General features: G+C 65.9%; 6 protein-coding genes. All 6 read right to left on the bottom strand.

The window, feature by feature from the left end; all coding sequences use genetic code 11:
• Nucleotides 1–3 precede the first annotated feature (3 nt).
• The 6 genes from GHK24_RS04335 to epsA all read right to left on the bottom strand — a co-directional run bounded on the left by GHK24_RS04335 (nt 4) and on the right by epsA (nt 18,856).
• Nucleotides 4–12,759 carry a filamentous haemagglutinin family protein gene (locus GHK24_RS04335; protein WP_153469561.1) on the bottom strand — a complete coding sequence of 4,252 codons (12,756 nt, stop codon included), beginning with the start codon at nt 12,757–12,759 and terminating at the stop codon, nt 4–6.
• 43 nt (nt 12,760–12,802) lie between these two features.
• Complete coding sequence (locus GHK24_RS04330) at nt 12,803–14,389, bottom strand: ShlB/FhaC/HecB family hemolysin secretion/activation protein (RefSeq protein ID WP_167681203.1); 1,587 nt, start codon at nt 14,387–14,389, stop codon at nt 12,803–12,805.
• A gap of 166 nt (nt 14,390–14,555) precedes the next feature.
• Nucleotides 14,556–16,052 (bottom strand): substrate-binding domain-containing protein, encoded by a 1,497-nt coding sequence (locus GHK24_RS04325; RefSeq protein WP_153469555.1) that lies wholly within the window; start codon nt 16,050–16,052, stop codon nt 14,556–14,558.
• 60 nt (nt 16,053–16,112) lie between these two features.
• On the bottom strand, nt 16,113–16,892 hold the full coding sequence (locus tag GHK24_RS04320; RefSeq protein ID WP_153469553.1) for a PEP-CTERM sorting domain-containing protein: 780 nt from the start codon (nt 16,890–16,892) through the stop codon (nt 16,113–16,115).
• Between the two features lie 256 nt (nt 16,893–17,148).
• Entirely contained in the window at nt 17,149–18,063 is a 915-nt protein-coding gene (locus tag GHK24_RS04315; RefSeq protein WP_194286372.1) for an ankyrin repeat domain-containing protein, read from the bottom strand.
• Between the two features lie 4 nt (nt 18,064–18,067).
• Nucleotides 18,068–18,856 (bottom strand): XrtB/PEP-CTERM-associated transcriptional regulator EpsA, encoded by a 789-nt coding sequence (gene epsA / locus GHK24_RS04310; protein ID WP_153469548.1) that lies wholly within the window; start codon nt 18,854–18,856, stop codon nt 18,068–18,070.
• Between the last annotated feature and the right edge of the window lie 77 nt (nt 18,857–18,933).

Raw genomic sequence — 18,933 nt, 5'->3', positions numbered from 1 at the left:
GCATCAAGATGGGGTAGCGTCGGTGGCGCTCTCGTCACCGTCGCCCGCGGGGTTCTTTTTCTTCCTGGGCGGCGAGTCGGTTGTCGGTGTGGCGCCGACGGCGTCGTCGCCATTGCCGCCATTGGCGAGCACTTCGACGGTGAGCAGTCCTTGCCGGCCATCGCGGTTGGCGAGTGCGGCCGTTGCCGCGTCGGCGGCGCTGGCGTTGTTGGTCGGCGAGGTGGGCGCCGTGACCGGGGCCGGCGCCGCGACAGCCGCCGGGGCACCGACGACACCGCCGGCCGCCTGAATGTTGTTGCTGTTGAGGATGGTCTGCGCGCCCAGTGAAATCTTGCCGGTGCTGCGCAGGCCGGCATCGCCGGCGTCGATGGCGCCTTGCGGGGCGAAGAGGTCCATGTCGCTGGCTGGCGTGTCGTCGCGCGAGGCCAGCACGCCGATGCCGGAGCCGGCAACCGAGTTCGAGGCGTCGAGGACGATCTGCCCGCCGCGCACGACGAGCACCGGCGGCGGTGTCGCGCTGACGGTCTTCGCGCCGTTGCCCGCGTCGATGCTGCCCTGATCGGCCCAGACGAGAATGTTGCCGCCGTTAAGCGTGAACACTCGCGACTGATTGACGAGGAAGCTGTCCTTGACGTAGGCAAGGATGTCGCCGCCACGGATGGTAAACAGGCCTTGTTCAGAGGGTTTCTTGAGGGCAAGCAGGTCCTGGTTGGGAGTGGCAATACCCACCGTGACGCCGCCGTACGGCGCGAGCAGGGCAATGTTGCCGCCCTGTTCGGTCTTGATCATGCTGTAGAAAAGATCGAGGTTGCCGCCGCCCGGCGCGCCTTGGGGGAAGAGTGCGGCGATGGCTGCGCGGCCCTTGGCGTAACTCGCCTCGCCGCCGCCAGCGATGGCTTCGCGGCCGAGGTCGCGCAACAGCGTGTAGAAGCGTTGCCGCAGGCCGACGTCGCTGGTGTCACTGCCGACAGCGAACTTGTTGTCGCGCAGGAACGTGAGGAATCCCGAATAGTTGGGCGCCGTCGCTCCGGCCATGACGAAGATATCGGCGCCACCTTCCGGCAGGAACGCATTCGCGAGATTGCCGCGGGTAACGATGCCCTGTCCGGAACCGAGGTCGACCTTGCCGCCTGCGACAACCTCCAGGCGCCCCGGCCCGCTTACCTGGAAGACGGTGGTCGCGGCAGGCCCGCTCAGGAACTCGACGTTCCCGCCGGCTTGGATGCGGGTGACGTCATTGGCCGTCGAGTGCTGGGCGATGATGCTTAGCCCGCCCGTGATATCGCCCGACGCCTGTACATGGACCGCTTCGTTGAAGCGGGCGATGACGTCGTTGCTGCCGGGACCGCTGATGTCGCCGTTGAGCGCAACGAGGTGGCTCGCTTCGCTGTCGTTGGCGTGCCAGGACGTGCTGCCGTGCGCGAGACTGGGGATCGTCAGCGAGAAGGGGTAGTTGCCCGTCGGCGAAGGATTGCCGATGCCGGGCAGCTGTGTGGCGGGCGTGTCGTACTGGGTGATGGCCGTCAGTTGCAGGTTTTTGGCGGCCAGCAGATCGAGTTGTCCGTGACTGCCAGGAATCTGCGAAAGACCGCCAATGATGCTGCCGGTATCGGCATCGAAGGTCGTTACCTTGACGCGGCTCGGAGCAAACCCACCGCCACTGCTGTCGCCATTGCTGTTCCCCTGTTCCTGAGCGAGATTCGCCAGCGTGACGGCGCCGTTGAGGGAGACGAGGTCGAACACAGTGTCGTCGGTATAGGTGTTGATCCGGGTCCGGTAACTGTTCTGGTCGCCAAGCGAGAAGCTGAGCGGATTGCCGCTGCTGTCCTTGTAGGTCGGAGTCGACGAGAGGGGGTTGAATATCGCGTAGACGTCGACGTCGCCACCGGCGACGATGTGCGCCTGCGTGTCGCCCAGACCGAAGCGCGCATAGCCCTTGGCCATATCGCTGGCCGAGGCGTTGGCGGCGGCTGACGAGGCAATGCTCTGGCCGGCCTCGACCCGCAGGGTGCCGCTTTCCGCGTAGAAGGTGCCGCCGAGAATCGAGCCGCCCGCCTCGGCATTCACGTTGCCGCCGCCGTTGATCTTCGCGAGGTCGGCGCGTGCTTGTCCATTGATGCCCGGCACGCGTCCGTTGGTCGGTGCCACCGCCATGACATTGCGGATGTCGGCGCCGGCGACGAGGCTGAGGTTGCCGCCGCCCAGTGTGCCAAAGCCGTTGCGGAAGGAGGCGACGCGGCTATACCACTGCGTATCGTTGTCGCTCGACCCGTATCGCACGAGCCAGTCCGCAGTCGATCCCTGCGTCGCCTCGACAATGCTGCCGCCGGCGCTGACGCGTACGTCGCCGCCCCCTGTGAGGTAGAAGGCGCGCACGCCATTGTTGGTCGTATCGCCAGTGCTGTACGGAATCCCGAGGACGGGGTCCGGACTGCTGCCGCCACCGAGGGGACGGAAATAGCTTGGCGCAAAGATGAAATTCAGGTCGTTGCCGTATCTGTCGCTGACCACCGTGTCGGCGATGCCGGCCGTGTAGACAGCCGAGCCGTCGGCGAGCGTTACGCTGCCCTGCGCGGCCAGAGCAATGGAGCCGGTGCCGGTACGCACCAGCGGGGCATTGATGTTGAGGCTGCCGGTGCTGGCCGCGTTGGCGAGAACGGCGAGCGGATTGGCGGCGGCGAGGTCGGCGCCGGCAACGAGACGATAGGACCACGAGCCGCCGCTCGCCAGCGGCCGGCCGTCGCGGTCGCTGCCCTGATACGTCGCCGTGCCCGTTCCCGTGGTGGTGTTCGATGCCGTGAATCCATCGCTGATCGTGGCGTTGACGTTCAGATTGCCTCCCGCATGCAACGAGAGATAGCCCGGATCGGCAGCGCTGCCGTAGCGCCACAGCGTTGGAGTGAGGTTGCCGTTGCTGCTGCCTGCGGCGAAATTGATCGTGTTGTCGACGTTGATATCGCCAGTGGCGCGCAGGTCGACGCCGGGGCGCACCGATACCGCTAGCGAGTCGTTGCGTCCTTGCGTCAGACGACTCGCGATCGCCGCCGCCTGGGCCATGAAGGCGGCGTTATCGGCCTGCCACAACGCCAGACGTTTGCTGTCGATGCTGGCATTGCCGGTGACGGAATACGCCTTGAATGCTTCGACGACGACGGGCGAGGTGGCGGAGCTGCCGTTGATCGTGCTGAGGATCGGCCCAATGCCAAGCGCCGTGCCGAAGTCGGGCGTCGGCAGGTTGCCCGCCGTGAGCGAAGTGATCTGGAAACTGCTTCCGTCGTAGACCGCAGTGATGGTCTGACCGGATTTGATGTCGCCGGAGGCCAGCATTTCGCCGCCGTTTTTGGACAGTGGAATGGCGCCGAAGCCGTTGACCGAGAGCGTCGTGCTGCCGCTATTGACGACGTCGGCGGTAAAGCTGACGACGCTGCCGGGCGTGAGGCGGCTGAGATTGCCATTGCTGACGACGAAATTGGTGCTCGCCGTGGTGGCCGCGTGCGTCGCGCTGGCGCTTGACGAGGCAAGCCAGGTCGTGGCGCTGCTCGAGTATTGCGTTGCCGTGCTTGCCACCAGAACGAAGCGACTGCCGTCGTATACCGCGCAGTAATTGCCGTTAGTCAGTTCGCCGGCATTGATGAAGCTCGTGCCGTCGTTTTTGACGAGAGGCTTGGCTCCCTGATTCCTGATGTTGAGAGTGACCTGTCCCTTCTGCGCATAGGCGAGGTTGCCGCGGGTAATCGTGAAATAGGCGATCTGGCCGGTGTAATACGGGGTCGCCGTCCCGGTATTGATCGTGTAGTTGTTGGTGTTGCTGATATAGCCGCTGGTCGCTGCGGTATTCGGCAAATAGTTGGTGTTGCCGATTTTGACGATGACAAAGCGACTGCCGTCAAAGACGGCTTTGACGAGCGTCCGGGCGGGAAGCGCGTTGCTCGCCAGCGTTCCGCCGCCCGGCATGACCAGGGCGTAGTTGTTGAGGTTGTTCAGTATCAGCGACGTCGTGCCGGTGTTCGAGGCATCGGTCGTGAATTCGAATTCCGAACCGGCGTGCAGGCTGCCCGGGCTTGTCACCTGATAGACGGTTGAGGCGATCGTCGTCGAGGTTGCGGGAGTCGCGACGATATCGAGCGCGTTGCTGATACGAGGGGCGCGCAGGGTAAGGTGACCGCTCGGCGCGGCGCTGGCGACGCTGACGCTGTTGCCGTTGGCATCGGTCGATTGCGTGCTGGCGGTCGAGACGTCGATGAAGCCGCCGGCCTGCAGGTCGATAGTGCTGCCCTCGCCATCGACGCCGAGGGTGACGTTACCGCCGCGTCCGCGCGTTCCCGCCGCCTTGGCGAGGTACTCGCCGGCGTTGGCGAGGAGGCGGCCGGTGCTTTCCAGCGTGATTCGGCCGCCCGTGCTCTGGCCTTGGCTGGCGCTGACCGATTTTGCGTACAGGCCAATTTCGCCACCGCTCTTGCCCGAGGCGTCGAGCGTGCCGGCGATGCTGATGTTGCCGGCGTCTGCGGCGAGCGTAATTTGCGCCGCCTTGATCGTGTTGGCCGCCGCCAGCCGTAGATCGCCGGTGCGCCGGCGAACGTCCCAGCTGCCGGCAAAGTGCTGGCGGCTCGGCTCTGCGCTGGTCGGCGTATCGAGAACGGCGTTCGCCAGCGCCGTCAGGTCGACGCTGTTGGCGTCGATGACGAGGCTGCCTTGCTTGAGGCTATCGTTGCTGCTGTCGCCGCTGCCCTTGAGCGTTCCGGCTGCCGCCGCGACAGTGCCTTGGGTCGCGCGCAGCGTGAGTTTTCCGGCATCGCCGCCGCTGACGGCCGACACCGAGACGCTCGCGCCGGCGTCTACGTTGACGTTGCCGGTGGCCGATGTCAGCACGATTTCGCCGGCGGGCGCGTAGGCGAAGGTGTCGCCATAGGCGAGCTTGACGCCGTCAGCGCTGACCGCGGCACCGTCCTTGAGGTGCAGGTCGCCTGCATTGGCGGTCAGCGTGAGCTTGCCGGCGGGCACGTTGATACGGCCGGCGACATCGAGTGAGTCGCTGCGCAGTTCCAGCGTGCCGCCGAGTCCGGCGGCGCTGTCCGGTGCCTTGCCTGTGCTCAGGATTTGCGTCGTGCCGCTGGCGCTCAGCAGTTGGTTGGAGGCCGCCGCGGCGGTGATCCGGCCGGCGTCGATGCTCAGCGCAACCGGTACGGGCTGGCCGGAGGCGTCACTGGTGCCGCTGGTGATGCGCGTGACGCCGGTGCCTTCAAAGCGCAGTTCGCTGGCGGCGCTGATGTTGACCTTGCCAAAGCCGCTGACGCCGAAGCCGGCGCTCTCGGCGTTGCGCATATCCGTTGTCGCGTTGCCGCCGATCACGACGGTCGTGGCGTTGACGTGCAGCGCGCCACTGCCGTTGGCGGCGAGGTTGCCGCTGCTCTGATTCGGGTTGGCGAATTTGACGGTTTTCGCCTTTACCTGCGCGACGCTGTCGCTGGCGCCATGCCCGGCGATGCCGCGCGCGGCGAGGGTCAGCTGGGTGAGGTCGGCCGTGCCCAGTTCGGCATTGCCGTAAAGATCGATTGTCGTGTAGCTGGCGAGTTTGAGTTCATCGACTTTGGCAAAGCGCGCGAGACTGGTGTTGCTGACGTTAAGGCCGTCGGCGGGGGCGCTGTCGTCGCCGACGACGTTGATGCGCCCGGCGCCGATGGCGATGGCGCCGCCGCTACGCGAACCGTTGGCGGTCGGGGTGCCGACATCGATGACGCCGCCCAGTTGCGTGCTGCGTGTACCGTCAAAGATCAGCGATCGGCCGGCGATGTGCGCTCCGCTACCGAGTACGAGATCCCCCGCAGTGCGGCTGACGGTGCCTCGGCGCGCCAGTTCGCGCTGCGCGCCGTGTGCGACGCGCAGGAAGGCGCCATCGCCGTTTTGTAGCGTCAATCCTTGTGTCGAACTGGTGGTGTTACCGCTGTCGCTGACGGCGCTGCCGTCCTTCACATCAATGCGCTCAAGCGCGCTCAGCAGGATTTCGCTGCCCGAAAGGCTGTGCGTTGCGTCGCTGGCGCCGGTGTTGGCGACGGCAATGGAACTGCTGACGGTCTCGACAACGCCGTTGCTGTCGCGCGTGCCGCCCAGCAGCAGGCTCCAGGCATTGATGGCAGCGAGCTTTTGCTGATCGATCCGCGTCCAGCCGGCGTAGGCGGGATCGCTGACGCTGCTGCCATCGGTGACGAGGAGTTTGGGCGCCGCGAGATCGAGTTGCAGTCCATTACCCGGACGGCTGCGGCCGTTGGCGCTACTCACGGCAGCGGCGTACATCGCGTTGACCGTCGGGTCGAAGCTCAGGGTGTTGCGACCGGTGACGCTGAGTCGCCCGGCGTCACCGGGCAGCGTGGCGCCTGCCGTGTCGAAGAAGAAGGAGCTGGCCGTCGTTTTCAGGTAACTGGCGCGTGCCGCGAGGACGCTGGCGTTGGCGATTTCCAGCGTCAGCGGTCGCTGCGAATAGGCGCTGCTCGATCCGTCGGCGTTTACGGCCAGCCGTGTGCCTGCGATCAGGGTCGCGCCGTCGAGTTGCGGTTTGGCGCCGGCGACGACCTGATCTTGCGAGGGTTTTACCGAGACCAGATAGGCGCCGGGCAGCAAGGCGTAGCGTGCGGGGAGCAGCGTGTACGCGCCCGCGGCAAGGCCGCTGCCGTCGCCGATGCGGATCTGGTCGCCCGCCTGGAGCGACGGCACCGGGCTGAAGGTGCCGCCGCCCTGTGCGGTGACGTTGTAGTACGCCTGCGCCTGACTGTCCTGCGGGGCGAAATTGCCCGACCACGAGGGGAGGATGGCGAAAACGTTGGCGTTGCCGAGGGTCGAGAGATCGAGAATGTTGCTCTTGCCGCCCGTGCCGGGGCTGAATTCGGCTGCCATGGCCTCGCCGCCGCCCGAGAGCGTGAGGGTGGCGCCGCTCTTCACATTGCTGTTGCCGGAGTCGATGCGGATCGCCTTGTCCGGCACGCTGTTGATGGCGTACGAGCTGGTCGTGAGCGACTGGGAGAACGGGCTCCAGGAGGAGGCGATGAATTGCCACAGGCGTCCCGACTGGTCGGTTTGTCCGAGCAGGAGCGTGCGGTCGGCGGCGACCGATGTGACGCTGCCCGATCCTACGGTGATCGACCCGGTGTGGGTGCCGCCGTCGTTGAAAACGATCTCGCCGAGAGGGGCGACGACTGCGCCGTTGTGCTCGATGCTCTGGGCGCTGAATTCAAGGCGCCCGCCTGCCGACAGCGCGGCGCCAGCGGCGGCTCCGGCCAGATAGTCGATAGCGATGCGGCCATCTGCCGCGTTGCCAAGATCGACGCGGTAATCGCTCCAGGTGGACGGCGAGAGACGCGCAGCGGCGAAGTCGAGTTCGCCGCTGGCGCTCATCTGCCCGCTGAAATTGCGCCCTCCGGGGCGGTTTGGCGCGGAGTTGGCGGTGCTGTCGAAGTGGATCTCGCCGCTGCTGTTGAAGCGGCTTTGGGCAAAACCGTTCCAGCTGAAATTCCCGGAGATGCCGATATCGCGTGCGCTGAAGACGGCGTTGGCCGAGCCCTTCTTCGCGTTACCGGGGGGCGCCGACGCGGACTGGTAATTTCCCAAACCGATGGCGGCGGCCGTGAAGTTGACGCGCGAGGCGGACGAGGTGGCGCTAAAGACGGGCGCGTCGAGGCGCAGCTGGTTATTGACGCGTGCGTTGATCACGCCATCGAAGCGAATTTCATTCTGACTGCCGAGATACCAGGAGCCGAATTTGCCGGCATCGAGTGTCGCCAGATCGAGGCGTGCCTGACCGTTGCCGGCGAGCGGGAGTGTCGTTGTGCCATCGAGATACCCCCCGGTATCCTGAGCGTTCAGCTGCCACTGCTCGGGATGCGTGCCCGCCGATTGGAAGAGGGTGAGCTGTCGGGCTGCGCTCATTTCCGGCGGTATTTCCGTGCTGTCCCATCCTTGCAGCGTGTGCTGTTCCAGACGGGCCGAGAAGGTGCCGCCGACGGCGCCATTCTGGCCGCTTGCCGCGTAGCTGCCGTCGAGCAGCATGCCTTCGCGCGCTGCCAGACTGACGCTGCCGCCTGCGCTGCCAATCGTTTGCGCGGCGTAGCTCAGTCCGCCGTAGCCGGATGCGGCAGCGGTATTGAGCGTGTCGGCGGCGCCCGAGACGTCGATCAGCGAGCCGCTGCGCGTGACGAGATAGCCGAGTCCTGCGTCGATACTGACCTGCCCGCCATCGAGCACCTGTCCCTTGTAGCGATACTGGCTACGCAGCTGGTCGGCCGAGAGACCGGCGTCGAGCGCGTTACGCGTGGCGGCGTCGAGGAGCGTGGCGCCGCCGGCGAGCAGGCGGCTGTGCGGGCCGAGGTAGATCGACTCGGATTGCTTTCCCAGCGAGTAGTCGATGAGTTGCAGGTTGAAAGGATCGTTGGCGCGATTGGCCGGGCGCCTCAGGGTGATCTTGCCGGCGGGGGCGGCGAGAGTGCCGAGTACCGTGAGCTGCGCCCAGGACTCAAGGGAGATCGATCCTTGCGGAGAAACGCCCAGATAAGCGTTTTCGCCAACGCTGAGCTTGCCGAAGTTAAGCGAACGCGTCGCCAGCGCGAGCGATGTCGGTGCGGCGCGCAAGGCGGGGTCGAGGACACGCGTCTGGGCGAATCCGCCGATAGCCGAACCGCTCGCCTGATAGCGGTAGCCGGGGATGCCGAGCAGCGACCAGTTGGCAGGCGTCGGCACGATGCGGGTATTGGCGAGAACATCGACACCATCGCGGCCGACCAGCGTGAAACTGTAGAAGCCGCCGGTGTTGAAGAAATTGCTGGACAGGCCGATGCCCGCGCTACCCGTGGCCAGTCGCTCCGTCGCCGATTGCGCGCGCGTGCGGCTGCTGTCGAAACGTGTCCCGAGCGTGACGTGAGAAGTGTCGATTTCGAGCGATCCGCCTTTGCCCAGCGCGTAGGCGGCGAGGGTGCCGTCGAGGAATACGCTCGCGGTGCGCCGTACGCCGTCGCTCAATGTCGTCTGTTCGCCGGGCGCATCCGGTTTGTTGATGCCGCCGCTGGTGAGGGTGATGCTGCCGGCGTTGCCGCCGCTGAGCGTGCCGGTCGTGCTGACGAGCGCGCCGCCGGAGACGTCGAGCAGACTGCCGCTGCGTACGTCGACGTCGTAGAGCGAGGCCAGACGCAGCGTGCCGCCATTGATCGCCTTGGGTGTCGTCGACAGGAAGCCGTCGAGATAATCGTTAACCCATGTGCCGGCGACCGAGAGGCGCGCGCCGCTATCGATCAGCAGGGTGTTGCTGCGGTCGCCGTAAACATAGCTCTTGCCTTGCGCGTCGCGGGCGCTGGTCGATAGATCGATGCTGCCGCTCGGGGCGACGATCTGACCCGCAACATTCATCTGCCAGGCGCTCGCTTTGAAGCTGCCGCCCGGGGCGAGATTCAGCGCGATATCGCGGCCGATATCGAGGCGCCCGTCGCTCTGGATGTCGAAGCGTGAGAAGCCTTTGTCGGCCAGCGTTTGCGAGAGTTCGAGGCGCGCCGGTCCGTCGCTGTTTTCGTCCAGTCCGGCGGCGGCGTTGGCCGCTCCCTTGACGAAAACGATCTGCGGGCTGGCGCTGGCATCGGCGAAATGCTGACCGGCGTCTTTGATGATCAACTGGCCGCCCAGCGGAATGGCGTAGCGGTCGCTGGCCGGATTGCCGACGTTGCGTTGCCGTGCGCCGCGCACCGTCGCGGCATTCAGCTTGCCATCGACAGCGACGCTGTTGCCGACGATCTGCACCGTCCCGGCGCTTTTGCCTTCGGTGTAGGCGGCTTCCTGGCGATTGACCGTGATCAATCCGGTGTAGCTGCCGGCGGTCGGGGCGTCGTTGAGCCGGTAGCTCTGGCCGCCGGTCGTGATGGCGCGCGATTCCGACACCGTCGCCGCGGCGTAATCGACGCGGCCGCCGGAGACGTCGAGTTCGGCCGCCGCTTTGACGATGACGCTGCCCGCGCTGCGCAGCGCGATGCTGCCGCCACTCGCCGCACGCTCGGCGACGCCCTGACCGACCTTGCCAATCCAGCCGCTCAGATCGGCAATGCCGACAGCGTCGCGGATGTCGACCGACGCCGTCTGTCCGCGCAGCGCGCCGTTGCGTTGCAGCGGATTGCCGGCGAACTCATCGCCGCGCAGTTCGACCTTGATGAAGAGATCGGCGACCGACTTGCTGGCAGTCGCCCCAGAGACATCGAGCCGGGCGCCGTCGCCAACAAAGACACCGATGCCGGCGCCCGGTGTGGCCGTTTGGGCGAGCAGCAGGGGATCGTTGATGAATGCGCTGGTGCCATCGAAGCGGTTGTTGCTGAGGAACTGGATGCGTCCGCCCCGAGCCAGCAGCTGCGCGCCGGCGATGCCGTTGCTCGTGCCGTCGATCTTGATTTTTGCGCCGATGCCTTCGATCGACGAACTGATGAAGCTCTGATCGGCGGTAATGGTCTTGCCGGAGCTGCCATCCAGCACGATTTGCGTCGTGCTGCCCGGCGTCAGCTCAAGAGTGCCGCCGACTTGGCCGGGGAGGAAATTCGCCTGGTTCGCCGACTTGGCCTCGCCTGCGTAAGCGATGACGCCGCTGGAGTCGACATCGCGTGCCGTTGCAGCCGATGTCAGTTCGCCCGTCAGCGTGCTGTAGAGACCCGAAAGCGCCACCTGATCGCGCGCGACCAGATGGATTGAGCCGTTAGCCGTGACCGAGGTGCTCGTCGCCAGCTGGCCGGCTTGCGTGAGGTTGAAACCGACCAGCGAGATATCGCCGAGTGCGGCGCTGATGCTGCCGTTGTTGACGATGCTGCCGTGCGCGATGACGTTCCAGATGTCTCTGGTGCCGTCGGGATTGCTCCAGTTCCGCACGACATAGAGCGGATTGACTTCGGCACTGAAGCCGCGCAGAGCGGCGGAGTAGGGGGCTTTCAGGTAGACATCGGCACCGGCGGCAATCAGCGTTTGCCCCTTGGGTGTGCTGATGCGGCCGCCCTGGGTGACCGAACTGCCGACGAGGATGGCGTAGCCGTTGTCAGCGGTTCCCAGGGTGACGCCCTGGCCGATCTTGATCGTTGCCTGATCAAATGCCGCCTTGGCCTTCGCGCTCGCGGCGGCGAGATTGGCCGCGCGCTCGGCCGCGCGCGTGGCGTCGTCGTTGGAGCTGGAGTCTGCGGCGAGCCATTGCGCGCGCGAAAGATAAAAAGTGCGCTCGCTGAAGCCGTCCTGATTGAGCAAGCCGTTTTTGACCACATCGGGGTTCATCGCCAGCGCCGAAACCACGAGGTTGGCGGCGTGCACGTCGGCGTGGAAAAGCTTGCCGCCAAACGCCAGCGGATTGGCGTTGGCGCGAAATTCGAAGCCTTTTTCGTTGATCAGGAAGAGTTGTCCGTTGGCCGTGATGCGGCCGTCGATGATCGAGCGCAGCGCTGCGTTGCTGTTGCGCGTTTCGTCGAAAATGAAGTTGTAGGTGATCGAGCCGCTGCCGGGCTGGACGAAGCGCAGCGTCTGGTCGCTGCGCAGGCGGAAGCCTCCACTCCAGTTGATCTGCGCCTGGCTGCTGTTCTGCACGACGCTGATCAGCGATGTCTGTATCGCCGAACTGTCCGCTGTCTCGGTCGTGCCATTGTCGAGGTTGATGTCGGCGCTGGCGCCGCGCAGTTGCAGCTTGAGTTCGTTCGTGCGGGTCGTGCCGGCGACGAGCATCGTGCTGCCGTTCAGGGTGACGGCCTGGCTGGCGTTGACGATGCCTTGCTGATTGACCGCCAGCGCTGCCAGATTGACGCTGCCGGTGCCGGCGTCGATGCGCCCGCCGCTGCGGTTCGCCGCGCTGCCGTCAAGGGTGACGGCATTACCTTGGGCGTCCTTGCCCTGCCAGGGGGTGGTCTGGATCAGGAGGCCGCTGAGGGCCGGATCGTCAGGGGCGGTCAGGATCACCTTGCCACCGGCGGCAAGGATCGCTTCGGCCGCCCCCGTGCCACCATCGCTCTTGTTGGCGACCGCGATCAAGCCAAGGTTCTCGGCGGTCTTTGGCGCGATCAGCACGACGCGTCCGCCGGACGGCGTGCGGATCGCCGCGCCGGCGTCGACGGTGACGAAGCCTGTGTTGAAGCCGTCGGCGTTGCCGTCCCAGATAAATTCGAGCGAATCGCCCTTTGCCGTCGGCAGCCCCGAGTTGAGGAGTTTGGCGCGCATGGCGTCACTCATGTTGAGTGACGAGGCGACGAGTCCGCCGACATTCACCTGTGCGCCGTTGCCGAAGAGGATGCCGTTCTGGTTGATGAGATAGACCTGACCGTTGGCGTTGAGCTTGCCGAGGATGACGCTCGGATCGTTGCTCCAGATGCGGTTCAGCACACGCGCGCTGGCGTCGGGCTGGTTGAAGGTGACTGACGAGGTTGTGCCGACGTTGAAGCTGTCCCAGTTCAGGCCGAGCGTGCGGCTCGGTGTGGTGATCGCCATGTCGCGGCCGCCGGCGGCGTTGGTCGTCACCGCTGGCTGACCGCCGGCGACCGTGCCCGAAAAGACAAAAGGGCGCCCCGAACTGGCCGCCGTCGATGGCACCGGTATGGCGTTGGGAGGCGGCGTGACGGTCGTTGGCACCGCGTGGCCGGTGCCGGCGGTAAGCGCCAGGGCGACGGCGGCGAGTTTGCGCAGCGACGGCTTCTTGCCGCGTCCACGCACGGTTTCGGCGACGGCCACCCAGGTTTGCCGTTCGTCGCTGAAGATCACGCGATAGCGGTCGCTGTTCATGATCGTTCTCCGGTGGATGGCGCAGGTAAAGGCATCGGCCGCCTCAGAATTCGTAGCCGATGCGCACGTGCAGGCGCTTGTCGCCGCGCGCTGTGCGCGGCCCGGCTTTCAGCGCCTGCGCCAGATCGAGGGCGACGAGCGGGCCGGCCTTGTCGCCTTTCAGGCGCAGGCCGATGCCGGCGCTGGCGAGCGAAAACTCGGCGGTTTGTCCGGGCAGCGGGTCGTTGAGCGAGAGCTTGGCGCCTTCGAGGAAGCCGGCGGCGCGCAGTCGGGTGTTGCCGATGTCGGCGAGCGAGGGCGTTTTCAGTTCGGAGCGAAGGCGCCAGCCGCGGTCGCCGGCGGCCTCGCCTTCGTAGTAGCCGCGCACGCTGTCCATGCCGCCGGCGAGAATCTGTTCTCCCGAGACCAGCGGCTGCGCGCTGGCCTGGAAATCGGCGCGGGCCGACCACTCCCAGCCGAACAGGCGATGCGTGTAGCCAAGGTCGCCGCGCAGGACCGAAAAGCCGGGGCGTGCGCCGTAGCGGCGGCAGGCAAACTGGTCGGTGTCGTAGCCCTGACAGTTGATGCGCTGCGTCGAGGTATTCAGATTGACCGCGAGACCGATATTGGCGAGGAATTCGCCCGCGTCGCCCAGGCTGTTCAGCGTGTATTGCGCCATCAGCGGCGAGTAGCGCAGCGGCGAGACTTTCTGGTCGGCGCCGAGGATGTTCTGCGTTTCCTGCAGGTCTTTATAGTCGATGCCGAGCGATAGCGAGTGGAAGAGGCCGCTCGTGCCGGGCGGGTTCGGCAGCGTCAGCGAGAGCCGCGCGCCGAGCGTCGTGCCCTTGCCGATGACCGAGCTGTCGCCCGCGGTCGCGATGTTGCTGTTGGAGTGCTGCACGAAGGCCGAGAGCGAGCGTCCGCCGCCGATGGGGGCGCTGTAAAAGGCCGATAGCACGTTGACCTGATCGGGGTTTTCCGGCGTCAGCACGTAGTTGAAACCGGCGCTGTGCTGGCGCTGGAAGAGGTTGTCGTAGTGCACGCCGGCTTCGATGCGTCGGCCCGAGGTGTCGGGGCTTTGCCGGTTGTTCACTTCGATGTTGCCGTGCAGCGGCAGATCGTCTTCGACGGCGAGTTCGACTTCCATCGTGCCGGGGCGGCTGCCAGGACGCAGCAACGGGGTCACGCGGCGATCGGGGGAGCGACCCGCCTGCGCCAGTTGTGCCTGCATGGTCGGAAAATGGGGAACGGTACCGGGGGCGAGTTCGGGCACTTCGCTGCGCAATTCGCTACGCGAGGTGAAGCGGTTGCCGCTGACCTTGAGTGCGTCGACGCGGCCATCGACGACGAGCAGACGGACCTGTCCTTCGTCAATCGATTGCTCGGGCACGACGACCGATACCGACAGGTAGCCGGCGTCCTGATAGGCGGCTTCGAGTGCGGCGCGCGCTTTTTCGATATCGGCCAGCGTTTTGCCCGGCCCGAGGGAGGGATACACCGCGCGCTCGATCTCGATGTCGGGCAGCACGCTGTTTCCTTCGACCGAGAACTCGAGAAGTTCGAAGCCTGCCGCCGAGTTGATCGAGGCAAGCGTCGCTCCGCAGACGATGAATGCGGGCAGCAAAAACAGGGGAGGAGAGAGTCGTTGCATGGCGAATGGATTATGGCGATCGACGGTTACTGCCCCCGTTGGCCGACATTCGCCAAACGTAGTCCGTGCGGACGTTTTTTGATCCAAAAGAACCATGCGGCGCGGCCCATGGTTGCCCATGGGCCGCGGCTGCTACGGCTTCGTTACAGCGGTGCTGTGGGGACTGTTACTGCTTGTTGTACGGCGCGCACTGGTCGCCGTTCAGGTATGCAGCTTGCAGGACGCGCGCGCCCGTGTAGCCGTTGCCCGGGATGCCGGCGGTGACGTACTTGAGCGCCGGAACCGCGGCATGCACCGCCGGGTCCTGCGCCAGCGTCAGGAACTTGTTGAGCACTTCGAGCTTGGGGCCGGTCGTGCGCGCCGGGATGTTGAAGGACTCCCAGGCCTGCAGGTCCCAGGTGCCGTCGATGTAGTTGCCACTGGTGCCGTCGGCGCTGACCGTCGCGTTCTTGCCGCTGCCGGTGACGACCGGCAGGTCGGCGGCGTTGCCGGTCCAGGTGATCTGGCCGGCGCCGTCGAGGTTGCGGAAGGTCCACTTGCTCGTCGTCGTCGAACCGTTGAGGCTGTCCATCGACAGCACGCCGATCGCCTTGTTGCCGGCGGCGGTGAAGTGCACCTTCACCGGCTTGCCGTTGCGATCCCTGGTGACATAGTCGTTGGCGTAGGCGCCTTTCGTCGCATCGTAGGCGCCCGGACCGTTCACCGCAGCGTTGAGGCAGTTCTTGACGTCGCCCGACGACGCGTTCTCGACGACGACCAGACCGCCGGTTCCCGGGCTCACCGTGAAGGTCCGATCGCTGTCGCTCCACGCGGTCGAAGCGTAGCGGTCGGCCGGCGCGTTGACGTTTCCGGTGCACGGGTAGTTGCCGAAGTAGGCGTTGAACACCGCCTGCGTCCCCGAACCCGGCGTGCGCCGGCAGACGACGATGTCGCCGGAAAGGCCGGCCGCCACCTTGTCCCAGGTGCCGACGTTGCCAGCGAGGATTGCGGCGATGTTGGCCTTGGTGAACTTGACCGTGGTCGGGACAGTGGTCGTCACCGCCGGGCCGAAAGCCAGACCGTAGATCGCGGTCGAAGTAAGCCGCGGCAGTTCGGTCACCGGGTCGAGTGCATCGGCCGCAGTTTCGCCCTCGGTGTTGTAGAGACTCTGGAAGAACGCCGGAGCGACGTCGGAGATGCCGGCGTCGGGAATCGCATTCTTGGCACCGACGGTGCAGGTGAAGGCGGTCTTCGCGTCGACGCCGGTTCCGGCAGTGCCGCAATCGCTCGAAGTGACTTGCAGCGTGTCGATCGACTCGGCACGGGCGACCGAATTGACGCCATAGACCGAGCCGCCGACGACGCGCTCGATGAAGATCGCGTTCTGGCCGGCCCAGCTGCCGGCGTCAGCGGCGAGCTGGCCGGCGACCGCGAAGTAGTCGGAGCCGGTGGTGTCCTGCGCGCTGCCGTACCAGGTGACGGTGCCGGGGACGAAGAGCTTGGCGACGATGCCGCCGAAGCCCTTCTGCACCGCCGAAGCGCCGGCGACGTAGATGACGCGGCCGTTGCTGTTGGCGTCGTCGAGGACGGCTTTTTGCGCGGTCGACAGTCCGGCGGCCGAGGCATTGACGGCGAGACCGGCGCAGGCGAGCGCGCAAAGCGCAGCGAGTTTGTTCATTTTCATGGGTTCGCTCCTTGTTTGTCTCCCCGGCGGCGCCGGGGAGTGTCGTGAGGGTTCGGGAGATCAGGCGCGGTTGCTGAGGCGGCGACGCGCCATGAAGCCGAGCATGCCGAGACCGGCGAGCAGCATCGCGTACGACTCGGGTTCGGGAACCGCAGCGGCGATGGTCAGCGTTCCATCCTTGAACCAGGCGCGCGTGTCGCCGCCCCCCAGGGTTGCGATCTGGATTGCCGTAATACCGGTCGCGTTGCCGAGCGCTTCCTTGAGCAGCAGTCCGTTGGCGAAGCTGTTGTTGTTCAGCGTGCCGAGCGCTGCGGTCGTCCAACCGATGTTGTTGTTGATGACGCTGATACCGACATTTGAACCGCTGGTCGCTCTGTTGATGTAGCCGGTGTCGGCGGTGCCGTAGATGGCCGAGTTGCTAGCGGCGAGTTTCGAGTTGATTCCCGTCACCAAGGCGGTGGTTTGTCCAGCAGCAGTTACGACGATATTCGAGTCCTTGTTTGTCAGTTTTGCTGCCGCTTGTGCGGTCTCGAGAACACGCACGGCCCCTTGTTTGTCGGTGGCCAGCACGTTCCAGTTCAGCGCACCCGTATGCGTGCCGAGGAAGCTCGTCAGCAGCGTATCGGCGCCGAAGACGAGATTGGTTTTACCCGTGGCGACGAGCGTCTCGAAGCTGTTGAGGTCGATGCCGAGGTTGCGCGTGTAGGAACCGGTTCTGTCCCAGATATTGAAGAAAAGGTCGCCGTTGCCGTTGGCGCCGTTGTTGATCGGCGCAGCGCTGGCGCCGCCGGCGACGACCATTGCCGCGGCGGCGGCGATCATCTTGAGTTTGAAATTCATGTCTGATTCTCCTGATGGGATGAGGGGGAAAACCGGCCGGCGGCATATGCCACCGACCTTGCCGCGCACTCTGGCGGGCGGGCTTTACGTCCTTTGCGTTGCGGTCAGGAGCATTTCGTAGTCGCTTTGCACTAGCGGCGCGGCGAACGGGCCATGCCATCGTCGTCACCGTTGCTGCGTGAGGCGATGTGGCGTGGTTGCGAGTGCGCGGAAAGCGAGAGCAACGAGTGGGGCGAGGGCTGGCGGGAGCGGCGACTCAGAAGTCGGTCGACATGGCGCCGGGGTTGGCGCCGCCGGCGAGCAGGAGGTCGGTACTTTGCCGCTGCCGCGTGTAGATGGCCCAGAACAGCGCGGGACGGCCGTCGCGGTCGGGGAGGTCGACGGCAGCGCCATGGGCGAGCAGCGCGGCGAGGATTTCGCCGCGCCCCTCACGCGCGGCGAGGGCCAGCGCGTGCAGGCCGTCACGGTCCTGACATTCGAGGTTCGGGCGGTAGGGCAGGAGTGCTTCGACGATCGCGATGCGGTTGAGTCGTATCGCATCGTGCAGTGGTGTGTTGCCGTGCGCGCCGCGTCGGTCGACATCCGCGCCCGCCTTGAGCAGCAGGCGGGCGACGGCGACGTTGCCGGCGAGGGCGGCGCTGGAGAGCGGCGCCATGCCGTCGCTGCCCCGCAGGTCGGGGTTGGCGCCTTGGTCGAGCAGCTGGCGCACCATCTCCAGCCGGCCGGCGCGGCTCGCCAGTGCGAGCGCGCGTTCGCCGCGCGTATCGGCGAGATTGACCGGGGCGCCCGCTTTCAGCAGGGCTTTCAGTTGGCCGGTGTCGCCGGTGCGAATGGCGTCGAGGAGTGCTTGCGTTTCGGCGGGTGTTTCGCTGTCGACGCTGTCCGTGAGTGCCAGTGCGGCGCGAAAGACGGGGGGCGTCGCCGCCCCGTGACGCAGAGGGCGTTCCGGGGAGGCATTGGCCGGCAGCAGCCAGTCAAACTCGGGAGCCAACTCCGCCGCGCCCACGCTGGCGCTGGAGGCGAGCGCGCCTACGCCGCTGAGGAGGAGGGCGGCGAGCCACTGCGGCAGCCGGAAGAGGCGGGGCAGGCGCGGCTTTTGCGCTGGGCGGGGAGCGTGTATGCCCGCCGTTGCGCGCCATGTGCGCCGGCCCCAGGAGAGTTGCGCGGGCATGCTTTCAGCCGGCGCCAGAATCGAGCAAGCGCAGGGAAATACCGCGCGAGACGGCGTGGGCGCGGTTTTGCACATTGAGCTTGCGGTAGATTTTTTGTACGTGGTTTTTCACGGTCAGCGGACTGATGCCAAGGACCGTGCCGATTTCGTGGTTGCTCTTGCCTTGTTGCAGGAGGCGCAGGATTTCGACTTCGCGTCCGGTGACGAGGCGGGTCGCGCCGTTGAACGCCATGCCCGGTTCGGCGTTGGCGGATTCGGCGAGGCGCATCATCGCCATTTGCAGGTGCGGCAGCAGCAGTTCGAGCAGATGCGCGTGCCGTTGGCTGGGTTCTTCGACGAGGTCAAAGAGGATGTACACCGAGTTGCCACCGAGAATGCGGTCGGTCGAGCAAGCCAGCGCATTGCGCAGGCCGCTCTGTGTGAGCAGGGCGCGCAGTTCGGCGTGTTCGGGGGTGAGCGCCCCGCTCGAGGCAAGGATCAGCGGGTTGGTCAGGCTGCAATGGCGCGCCAGCGTGACGGCAACACCGCTGAGCGGGTTGCACAGACGGTCGTAGCTTTCGTCCTTGAGTACCGTGCCGTGCAGGCATTCGAGTTGTTGCACCTGCTGGTTGTCGTCAAGACGCACGCAGACGAGGATTTCGTGTTGCAGCACGCCCCGGAATTGCCCCTGTGCCCAGAGGAAAAACTGGTGGCGCTTGCGCACGTGGATGGCCGACTCGATGGCGCGAACGAGATATTCGCGCTCACGGTCGGTCAGGATGATCAGATATTCGAGTGGATGAACGGCAGACATGCGTGCGTCAACTCAGGTACGCGCTGGATACGGCATCGGGAACCCCCTGATGAATCGGGTAAGGTAAGCGTTAAGCG

The organism is Rhodocyclus gracilis, assembly GCF_009617575.1.
Lineage (GTDB): Bacteria > Pseudomonadota > Gammaproteobacteria > Burkholderiales > Rhodocyclaceae > Rhodocyclus > Rhodocyclus gracilis.
The sequence above is the reverse complement of the archived record's forward strand: the minus strand, read 5'-3'. Positions and strand labels throughout refer to the sequence as shown.